We start from the raw sequence: 10302 nt of genomic DNA on the forward strand, positions 1-10302 counted from the left end.
CGGCGTCGCACGCGTGCCGGGGCAGGCTGGCGAGATAGGCCAGCCCCATGGCGCTGTCCAGGCTGGCGCGATACCCCACCGGCAGCCGCAGGTACAGCGCCGAGGAGCCGTGGACCGCTTCCACGTAGGTCATGGCGTCGCCGTCGAAGGCCCCCAGCGCCACCGCGGCCCCGGTGGCCGCGGCCAGTTCGTTCATGGACGATTTCGCCAGCTCGCGCACCTCCAGGCCCGCCAGCAGGCCATAACCCAGCGCCAGCACGCCGTAGCCCGGCGAATATTTGCCCGTGTCGCCGTGATAGCGCAGATAACCCAGCTCCGTAAGCGTGTAGGTAATGCGGCTGATGGTGGGCTTGGGCAGGCCGGTAAGACGGGCCAGGTCCAGATTGCCCAGCGCGCCCGCGCCATGCCGGAAGCAGCGCAGCACGTCCAGCCCGCGCGCGAGCGCCGTAATGAAATCGGGCGACTGCGCGGGCGGCTGCGTGGCGGGCCCCGTCTTGCGCTTGCGGCGCGCGGGCTTGCTGCGCTCGGGCTGCTGGTCGGGCTTGAGCGCCGGAAGGCGGCCAGGCTTGCCGGCAGAAAAAGATTGCATTTCGGCTCGCTTCGTTTTTATATTTTATTCCGAATAACAAAATTAAATTCCATACATCGGAATTTAAACCAGGCTCGGCCAGGCTGGCAAGCCGGGAAAAAGGCAGCCGGCCCGGAAAACCCACCCACTCCACGCGATTCCAAGGGGAAAACATGATTCGCACCGGACTCAAACTGCTCGCCACCCTGATGCTCAGCGCTGCCGCGCTCGGCGCCCAGGCCGACACCTACCCGTCGCGCCCCATCAAGGTGGTTTCGCCCTTTCCCGCCGGGGGCGCCACCGACGTGCTGACCCGCCTGCTGGCCGAGCGCATGGCCAAGAGCCTGGGCCAGGCCATGGTCGTGGAAAACAAGGCCGGCGCGGGCACGTCCATCGGCGCGTCCTTCGTGTCGCGCGAGAAGCCCGACGGCTACACCATTCTCATGGCCACCAACTCCACCCTGGTCACCAACCGCTACCTGTACAAGGAACTGCCCTACGACCCGGACGGCTTCGCGCCCATCGGCATGGTGGGCATCGGCCCGCTGGTGCTGCTGTCCAGCCCCAAGCGGCCCTTCAACAGCACGCAGGAGCTGGTGGCGTATGCCAGGCAGCATCCGGGCAAGCTGACGTTCGCCACCTTCGGGCCCGGCACCTCGTCCCACCTGGCGGGCGAGCTCTTCAAGAAGCAGGCCGGCATCGACATCCTGCACGTGCCGTTCAAGGGCGCCACGCAGGCCCTGCCCGCCCTTATCAGCGGAGACGTGGACCTGTTCTTCGACATGGTGGCCACCGGCATGCCCCAGGCCGACGCGGGCAAGGTCAAGGTGTTCGGCATCACCAGCCCCACGCGGCTGCCCAGCGAGCCCAAGGTGGCGACGCTGGCCGAACAAGGCTACCCCGCTTTCGACATGACGGCCTGGTTCAGCTTCGTGGCGCCCCAGGGCACGCCCGCCTCCGTGCTGGCCAGGTTGCAGGGCGCCCTGGCCGACACGCTGCGCGACCCGGAGGTGGCCAAACGCATGCTCGACATGGGCATCGCCCCCAAGTCCGGTACGGCCGCGGAGCTGGAACAGCAGATCCGGAACGAAAAGCCGGTGGTGGAACAGCTTGTGAGGCAGGCTCATATCGTCCTGCAATAGGCCGGCCGCCCTGGTGACAAAACGTAGGCCGCCGCAGGCCGAACGCGGCGGCTGCGCGGCCGGTGATCGGGGTTAACCAGTATTAACGCCTCGATACAGCGTCCCCGCGCTCCCCGCTGATAAGGTGAAGACATGGCAGAACGCCCCAGGACGGGCGTTTTGCGCCACACGCGAGGAGCCATGCCGCAGGACACTGACCGCTACGACCGACTCGACGCCGCCCGCTGGCTGGCGGCCCTGGCCGTGGTGCTGCTGCACAGCGCCGCCCTCATCGTGAGCGAGCCGGCCGCCTACGGGCAAGGCGCATGGCTGGCCGCCAATCTCTATGACTCGGCCGCGCGCTGGTGCGTGCCGGTATTCGTGATGGTCAGCGGCGCCCTGCTGCTGGATCCGGCCAAGCCGCTGGATCCTCGCCGCTTCTACGCCCGCCGGGTGGCCCGCATCTGCGCCCCGCTGGTCTTCTGGTCCCTTTTCTATCTGGGCTGGCGCACGGCGCTGGACTGGTGGGACGACGGCGTCATCGACATCTCGTTCTGGCCCCGCAAGGTGGCGCAGGGCGAACCGTACTACCACCTCTGGTACCTGTACATGATCGTGGGGCTGTACCTGTTCGCCCCGCTGGTGCGGGCGCTCTATGCCCGCAGCGCGCCCCCGGCGCGCGCGCTGTGGGTGGTGGGCATCCTGGGCCTCGCCATCCTGGACGCCCTCTACCGGCAGGCCCTGCACGCGCCGGCGGGATTTTTCCTGACCTGGTTCCTGCCCTATCTGGGCTACTTCGTGGCGGGGCGTCTGATTTTCGATGGAGAGATGCGCATTCCGCGCCCCGGGCTGGTGCTGGCGCTGTCGGTGGCGGCCACCGCGCTGGGCGTGCACCTGCTGTCGAGCGCCCGGGGCCTCAATACGTACTTCTATGATTATTTCAGCGTCACCGTGCCGTTCATGTCGCTGGCGGCATTCCAATGCATCGTGTCCTCGCCCCGCCTGCCGCGGCTGCCGGCGCTCGCGCCCCTGACCTTCGGCGTCTATCTCATCCACCCCTTGTTTCTCGACGTGGCGAAGCGGGCCGGCGCCATGCAGGGCAAGCCGGGCGGCGCGTGGACCGTGCCCCTGGTGGCGGCGGCCGTGTTCGCGCTGTCCGCGCTCATTAGCTGGCTGCTGCGCCGGCATCCCGCGACGCGCCGGCTGGTGTAGCAAGCACGGCCGCGCAACGCGTTTTTTCCGGCGCGTTTGCGCCAGCGCAATCCGCCGTCCGGCCGGTGACGCATGAGCGGGACAGGCCGCGGGCGCGGGTTGCAGGGTTGGGGTACAATCCCAGCCTTGTTTGATCGGCCAGACCGATTTTTCTTCGCGCCAGAACGGAACCGCCCGGCAGAAAGCATGCCGCAGCTCAGCCGTCCTGGCTTTTTTATCCGAGCGGAGGGAATCATGACCGACATTGGTCGGATGGCACACGTCGTGCCAGCTCGCACCCAGCTCCCCGTCAGCGCCTATTTTGACGAAGCCCTCTTTGCCCGCGAGCAAGAACTCATTTTCAAGCAATCCTCGCTATACGTCGGCCACCAGAAGCTGGTGCCCGAAATCGGGGATTGGCGTACCTTGGTCCAGGAAAACGGAGGGCGTGTGCTGGTTCGCAACCAGCAAGGCGTCGAACTCATCTCAAATGTCTGCCGCCACCGCCAGGCGCTCATGCTCGGCGGCGAAACCGGCAACGTGGGCGGCAACTGCAACACGCACGGCACGCTGAAGGCCACCGGCGGCAACATCGTATGCCCGCTGCACCGCTGGACGTACAACGCCCAGGGCGAGCTGCTGGGCGCGCCCCAATTCGAAAGCACGCCCTGCATGAACCTGCAGCGCTACCGCCTGCGCGATTGCCACGGCCTGCTGTTCGAGGGCCCGCGCGACCCGGCGGCCGACATGGCGCCGCTGTTCTCGCGGCCGGAATTCGATTTCGGCGATTACGTGCTCGATCACGTGGAGGTGCACCAGTGCAACTACAACTGGAAGACCTTCATCGAGGTCTACCTCGAGGACTACCATGTGGGGCCCTTCCATCCGGGCCTGGGGCGCTTCGTCACCTGCGACGACCTGAGCTGGGAGTTCAACGATTGGTACAGCCTGCAGCGCGTGGGCGTGCACAACGCGCTGGCCCAGCCCGGATCGGACGTGTACAAGCAGTGGCATGACCGCCTGCTGGCCTTCCGCGAAGGCGAGACGCCGGACTTCGGCGCAGTGTGGGTCACGTACTTCCCCACCCACATGATCGAGCTGTATCCGCACGTCCTGGTGCTGTCCACGCTGTATCCGAAGAGCCCCCAGGAAACCGTGAACGTCGTGGAGTTCTACTACCCCGAGGAAATCGTGGCCTTCGAGCGCGAGTTCGTCGAGGCGCAGCGCGCCGCCTACATGGAAACGGCCATCGAGGACGACGAGATCGCCGAGCGCATGGATGCCGGCCGCAAGGCCCTGATGCAGCGCGGCGTAAACGAAACCGGCCCGTACCAGTCGCCCATGGAAGACGGCATGCAGCACTTTCACGAGTGGTACCGCCGCATCATGGGGGACGTATAGCCCGCCCGTCGTCCCGGCGCCCCGGACAGCCCCCCCCGTCGGGGCCCATGCGAAACCCGCCCCCTGCTCGCGCAGCTGGCGGGTTTCTTTTTTGCGGCGCGGCGGCCGCGATCAGCGCCCGGCTGCTTCGGCGCGGCGCGCTCGCCGATGGCCAGGCCGACCGTCATCCCGACGCCGCTGTGCATCACCGCCACCGTGGTGGCGTTGTCGGCCCGCAACACCGAGAAAGGCGCGGGGCCGTGCGCCCCCGTACACGCCCTGCCAGCGCTCCACCACGCGCAGACGGGCGCCCAGGGTCTGCGAGGCCAGGTCGAGCAGCGCGTCGTCCACCGCTTCGTCGTTGAACGGCAGCGCGTCCTGCCCGTAATGGTGCGAGTCCCCGATGATGAGTTCGCCGTAGGGCGTGGGGCTGATAAGCAGGTGGATGCCGTTCTCGAGCAGCATGGGCGTGCGGGCCTGGATCACCTCGCGCAGCGCGCGCGCCGAGGACAGGTCGGAAAACGCGCCGTAGTGCACGCAGGACAGGCCCGTGAGCAGCGGCCGGTCCAACGCCACCGGGCGCGTTTCGAACGCCGCGCGCAGCATCTGCAGCCGGGCCACTTCCAGGCTCAGCGGCGCGAAAAGCCCGGGCAGCACGGTCAGGTAATCGTGGCCGGGGCACACGAACACGTGCGAGCCCTGGAACTCCCCGGCGCTGGTTTCCACCCGGCCCTGCGCCGCCGCGCGCGCAGCGTGCCGGTGACGAACCGCACGCCCAGCGACTCGGCCAGGTAGCGCGTGATGGCCGGCAGCGCCTCGCGGGAATAGATCTGCAGGTCGTCCTGGCCGCGCAGGGCGCGCAATGGTGCGCGAGCCGGCCGTCATACAGCCCCCCCAGCTCGCGGGCCGACAGCAGCTCGGCGCGGTAGCCTTCCTGCCGCAGGCGCGTTTCGGCGAACTCCTCCAGCACGTCGGCCTCCTCCGCGCAGCGCGCCAGCACCAGACTGCCGTTGGCGCGCACGTGGAACCCCGCGTCTTTGGCGAGTTCCAGCCACAGCTCGCGGGTCTGCTGCGCATGCGAAAGCATGAGGCCCGGCGCCTGGCCCGTCACGATCACCTGGCCGAAATTGCGGATCGTGGCGCCATGCGCCTGCCGGCTGCGCTCGATCACGGCAACCGAAAGGCCACGGCGCGCCGCCGCCCAGGCGTGCGCGATGCCCAGCATGCCTGCGCCCACCACGATTACGTCAAAAGTCTTCATTTCGCACTTCATCGATACGCACGGAAAATCCCGGCCGCCGGGGGCGGCCGGGGCGGACATCACTTCTTCTTCGGCTCGGACTTGCCGTCGTAGCGGCGCGTCCATTCGGCGATGATGCGGTCGCGGTTGGCGGCGGCCCAGGCGAAATCGTTGTCGATCATGCGCTTCTCCAGGTCGGCTGGCAGGTTCGGGTTGGCCGTGGCCACCGAGGGAATCGCCAGCACCGCGAAGTTGGTCTTGTAGAGCTCGTTGGCTGCGCGGCTGGCGGAAAAGTCGGCCAGCTTGCGCGCCGCGTCGAGATGCCTGGTGCCCTTGACGATGGCGGTCGCCTCCACTTCCCAGCCCAGGCCCTCGGACGGGAACACGGCTTCCACCGGCGCGCCGTCGGCCTTGAGTTTGGCAGCGCGGTAATCGAACGAGACGCCGATCGGGAACTCCCCGGCCGCCGCCATGTTGCAGGGCTTGGAGCCCGAATGCGTGTAGGCGCCGATGTTCTTGTGCAGCGCGTCCATGTAGGCCCAGCCCTTGTCCTCGCCGAACAGCTGCAGCCAGGCGCTGACGTCCAGGAAGCCGGTGCCCGACGATGCCGGATTCGGCATCACGATCTTGCCCGCGTACACCGGCTTGGCCAGGTCTTCCCAGGAAGCGGGCCTGGGCAGCTTCTGCTTTTCCGCCTCGACCGTGTTGAAGCAGATGGCCGCGGCGAAAGCGTCCATGCCGACCCAGGCCGGCTCGGCCTTGGCGTCGCGCATCTTGGGCGAAATCTGCTCCAGCCCCTTGGGCGCGTAAGGCAGCAGCATGCCCTCCTTTTCCATCAGGCCGAGCGAGGTGCCCGCCAGCCCCCAGATCACGTCGGCCTTGGGGTTGTTCTTTTCCGCCAGCAGCTTGGCGGTGATGATGCCGGTGGAGTCGCGCACCCACTGGATCTTGATGTCGGGATGGGCCTTCTCGAACGCGGCCTGGTAGGCCTTGATCTGGTCCGCCTCCAGGGCGGTGTAGACCGTCAGCGTGGTGGCGGCGGCAGCGGTGTTCGTCAGGCCGGCCAGCGCGGCGGCCAGGGCAAGCAGCTTGTAGCGTTTCATGGATGAAAACTCCGTGGGTGAGCGGAAAACGGGACGCAGGAAACCGCCGGAACCGGCGGCGCGGGTTCCAGGAGATCGTGCGGAAACGGGTTGAGGGCTATCTTTCGATAGGCGATGCGGAAATCAGGGGCGCTTGCCCGCCGCGAGGCGTGCCTGCACGTCGGCAAGGGCAGCCGGCAGATCGGCCACCGTGTCGATCAGGTAATGCGGCCCCGCCGGAGACAGTTCGCGGCGCGCGCGCTCGCGGGCCTGCTGGCGGCCCGCCTCGTCCAGCTTCAGGTACTCGTCGAGCGCCAGCCCGGCGGCGTTGCCCGACAGCAGCAGGCCCACGGTCCACATGCCGGCGCGCCGCCCTTCCTCGATGCCGGGCGCGGTGTCGTCGACCTTGACGCAGCCGGCCACGTCCGAGATGCCCAGCTCGACGACATTCTTCAAGGCCATGGCCGGGGCCGGACGGGCGCGCGCGGCACGTCGTCGCTGGCGACGATGCAGTCCGGCTCTATCCCTTCGGCCGCGGCGCGCTCGACCACACGGCGCATCACGCTGGACGGGTAGCCGGAGCACGAGCCTATCTTCAGGCCCTGCCGCGCAGCGCGCGCAGCAGCTCCGCCGCGCCGGGAATGGCCGCCGAATACTGGGCCACTTTCTCGAGCTGCATGGGCAGAAAGCGCTCGTAGATGGCGGTCACGTCGTCGTCCGTGGGCAGGCGGCCGAAGCGGGCCTCGTACTGGTTCGCGATGGCGGGCTCGTCGCACAGGGCGCGGATGTGGTCCCACTTGCCCACGCCCATGGGGCCGCGGGCCTGTTCGAGACTCACCTCCATGCCGAACTGGGCGAAAGCGTCCACGAACACGCGGGTCGGCGCGAAAGAGCCGAAATCGACCAGGGTGCCGGCCCAGTCGAAAATCACCGCCTCCAGCTCGGCGGGCAATGGGGTAGCAGTCATGGATATCATCCTTGCGTAAAGAGTTCAGGCGGCCGGACGGCGCCACGCCTGCGTGCGCGCCACCAGGGCCCGGCTGGCCAGGTGCAGCAGCAGCGCCGCCGCCGCGGAGCTGGCCATGATTACGGTGCACATGGCGGCCGCGGGTCCGATGAAGCCCGCGTCGTCCATGTTGAGCACCGCCACGGCCGCCAGCACGGTGGGTGGGCTGTACAGGAACACCACGGCCGACACGGTGGTCATGGCGGAAACGAACAGATAGCGTGCGACATCCAGCGCCGCGGGCAGGCACATGGGCAGCGTGACGCGGAAGAACGTGACGAGCCGCGGCACCTTGAGCGAGGCCGAGGCCGCCTCGAACTCCGGATCCAGCGCATTGAGCGCGGTCGTGGCCGTGAGGTGGGCGCTGGTGTAGAAATGCACCACCGTGCAGAGCACCAGCAGCGGCATGGTGCCGTACAGCGCGTTGAGCGGATTGGACGGGCTGTTGAAGAAGAAGATGTAACCCAGCCCCAGCACCAGGCCCGGCACCGCCATGGGCATCAGCGCCAGCATGCCGGCCAGCCCGCGCAACCCGCGCGCCGCCACGCCGCGCGCCGGCACTTTCTCCATCATCCATGCGCCCAGGAAAACGGTCAGCGTGCCCAGGGCGGCGGTCCAGCCCGCGAGCCGCAGGCTGTTGCGCCATGCCAGCCATCCGCCGCCGTCCATGTTGTCGAAATCGTACGAGCGCAGCGACAGGGACAGGTTGTAGGGCCACATCCTGATGAAAGACGCCCACACGGCCACGCCGATGATGAGCAGGAGGAAGGCGGCCACCAGGCCGGACAGGCCGAGAAAGGCGGCGTCGCGGCCGCGGTTGGGACCGGCGGCGTAGGGCTGGGCGCGGCCGGTGAGCTGTGCGCCCTGGCGCGCCCGCAGCCGGCGGTCGAGCGCGAGGTCAGGACCGCGGGCAGCAGCAGCAAAATGCCGATGGCCGCGCCCTTGGGAAAGTCCTGCTGTCCCACGACTGCCTTGTAGGCTTCCATGGCCAGCACGTTGTAGTCGCCGCCCACGACCTTGGGAACGCCGAAGTCCGTCACGGTCAGGGTGAACACCACGCAGCACGCGGAGAACACGGCGTAGCGGGTGCCCGGCAGCGTCACCGTGGCGAACGTGCGCAGCGGCCCCGCCCCCATGGCGCGCGCCGCGTCGTAGAGGCGTCCGTCGGCCAGCGCCAGGCCGGTGAGCAGGATCATCAGCGCATGCGGGAAGGTGTAGAACGCCTCGCCCGCCACGATGCCCCAGAACCCATAGATGGTGGCGCCGCCCGTCAGGCTTTTCAGCAGGCCCTGGTTGCCCAGCAGGTACACGAGCGCAATACCGGGCAGCAGCGATGGCGCGAGCAACGGCAGCAGCGCCGCCGTGCGCAGCGCCGATTTGCCGGGCAGGCGGGTGCGGGTCAGGCCATACGCGAAGGCATAGGCCGCGGGCAGGGGCAGCTTGAGTTCCTTCAGCCGTTGCCCCAGAGAAATCGCGGGCGGATCCCCTGCCCGACCGCCCGAGTAGTTCTGCAGCCCCACGTGGATCAGCCCATTGAGGAACGTGCCCGCGGTGAGCACGACGGTGCGTGCGCGGAACTTCAGCCCGAGCTGGGTCACGGCGCCTACAACCCGATCGCCTTCGACCATCAGATCGTCCACGGCCTGCTGGAACAGCCAAAGGTTCTGCTGATTTTCCAGGCGGCTCCGTATTGCCTTGCGGTACAGCACGCGGTCTGCCTGGGCACGTGTCGCACGGACCGCAGGTCCCTTGGACCCGTTGAGGATGCGAAACTGTATGCCCGCCTCGTCCGTGGCCAGCGCCATGGCGCCACCCAGTGCGTCCACCTCTTTGACGAGATGACCCTTGCCGATCCCCCCGATAGAGGGATTGCACGACATTTGGCCTAGGGTTTCGATGTTATGCGTGAGCAGCAAGGTCTGGGCGCCAGCGCGCGCAGACGCAAGTGCCGCTTCGGTGCCGGCGTGACCGCCGCCGACGACGATCACATCGAATTCGCGGGGATAATCCATGATGCGGGGAGGAAAAAGAGAGCGTTCGGTGCTCATTATAGAGGCAGGGGTGGGATGTTTCACGTGAAACATCAAAGACAACGCCGAAGCAAGCTTTATCTGTTGTTTATGTCGCTTTCGAGCATTTTTCTCTACGCTGCCGATGTTTCACGTGAAACATCAGACGGAACGATTGGGGCATGACTCGGCCGTCCGTTCGTGCAAGATGGTTTCAAGCCAGAAAAGGAAGCCGCGATATTTCAGACGCTCTCGATGAGATCGTGATGTTTCACGTGAAACATCACCGCCGACCTCGTCTGTATTTCACCGCGAACTGTTTCACGTGAAACATCGCCGGTTGCGGCTTGTGTATACCAACGTGCCTTTGTGGTGGAGTGCGGTTATCTATTCCCCGATCCACGGGTTCGGGTCTGGCAATACCAATTTGCAAGAACGCGATGTATCTGTGCCCGCTTTTCCGCCTTCCACTCCCCTCCAACGAGTGCGGGAGGCCGCAAGCTGCATCAGCGACTGACCCCGAATCGATAGCGATTCATCGTTCGCTATCCGTCGCCAATTCTTTGACGGTTTCACGTGAAACATGAGCCCGACCCCACTCGCCTCATGAAATAAATTGGTGTCACTATGAAGCGGTGCGAGCCGCTGCTTGTCAACGCCGGTTGAAAACTGACCCACTTTCGTCGGAATCGTCGGAGTAAAACT

General features: G+C 66.9%; 7 protein-coding genes and 2 pseudogenes. 3 read left to right on the plus strand and 6 right to left on the minus strand.

Features of this window, described 5'->3' with window-relative positions:
* Window positions 1–589 (minus strand): IclR family transcriptional regulator (locus AD428_RS16435; protein WP_053245890.1); only part of this gene is annotated, 589 nt, incomplete at its 3' end.
* 152 nt (window positions 590–741) lie between these two features.
* Between AD428_RS16435 and AD428_RS16440 the strand changes: the two genes are divergently transcribed.
* The 3 genes from AD428_RS16440 (at window position 742) to AD428_RS16450 (ending at window position 4281) form a co-directional block, all read left to right on the plus strand.
* The gene (locus AD428_RS16440; protein ID WP_053245891.1) at window positions 742–1710 is read left to right on the plus strand and encodes a Bug family tripartite tricarboxylate transporter substrate binding protein; all 969 of its coding nucleotides are present in this window, start codon (window positions 742–744) and stop codon (window positions 1708–1710) included.
* Window positions 1711–1890: 180 nt separating this feature from the next.
* Window positions 1891–2901 carry an acyltransferase gene (locus AD428_RS16445; protein ID WP_053245892.1) on the plus strand — a complete coding sequence of 337 codons (1011 nt, stop codon included), beginning with the start codon at window positions 1891–1893 and terminating at the stop codon, window positions 2899–2901.
* Window positions 2902–3135: 234 nt separating this feature from the next.
* Complete coding sequence (locus AD428_RS16450) at window positions 3136–4281, plus strand: aromatic ring-hydroxylating oxygenase subunit alpha (protein WP_053245893.1); 1146 nt, start codon at window positions 3136–3138, stop codon at window positions 4279–4281.
* Between the two features lie 134 nt (window positions 4282–4415).
* Here AD428_RS16450 and AD428_RS16455 read toward each other — a convergent pair.
* From AD428_RS16455 to AD428_RS28125, 5 genes and pseudogenes are all read right to left on the minus strand, one after another.
* A pseudogene (locus AD428_RS16455) lies at window positions 4416–5521 on the minus strand (TIGR03364 family FAD-dependent oxidoreductase); the annotation flags it as partial.
* A gap of 59 nt (window positions 5522–5580) precedes the next feature.
* Window positions 5581–6603: a putative 2-aminoethylphosphonate ABC transporter substrate-binding protein gene (locus AD428_RS16460; RefSeq protein ID WP_053245894.1), complete on the minus strand. Its 1023-nt coding sequence runs from the start codon at window positions 6601–6603 to the stop codon at window positions 5581–5583.
* 123 nt (window positions 6604–6726) lie between these two features.
* Window positions 6727–7558 (minus strand): annotated as a pseudogene (gene phnX, locus AD428_RS16465) (phosphonoacetaldehyde hydrolase).
* A 15-nt stretch (window positions 7559–7573) separates the two neighbouring features.
* The gene (locus tag AD428_RS28120) at window positions 7574–8257 is read right to left on the minus strand and encodes an ABC transporter permease subunit (protein WP_235490579.1); all 684 of its coding nucleotides are present in this window, start codon (window positions 8255–8257) and stop codon (window positions 7574–7576) included.
* On the minus strand, window positions 8182–9600 hold the full coding sequence (locus AD428_RS28125) for an FAD-dependent oxidoreductase (RefSeq protein ID WP_235490582.1): 1419 nt from the start codon (window positions 9598–9600) through the stop codon (window positions 8182–8184). Before AD428_RS28125 ends, AD428_RS28120 begins: the two co-directional genes overlap by 76 nt.
* Window positions 9601–10302: the final 702 nt, after the last annotated feature.

The sequence above is a fragment of the Achromobacter sp. DMS1 genome (genome assembly GCF_001270295.1).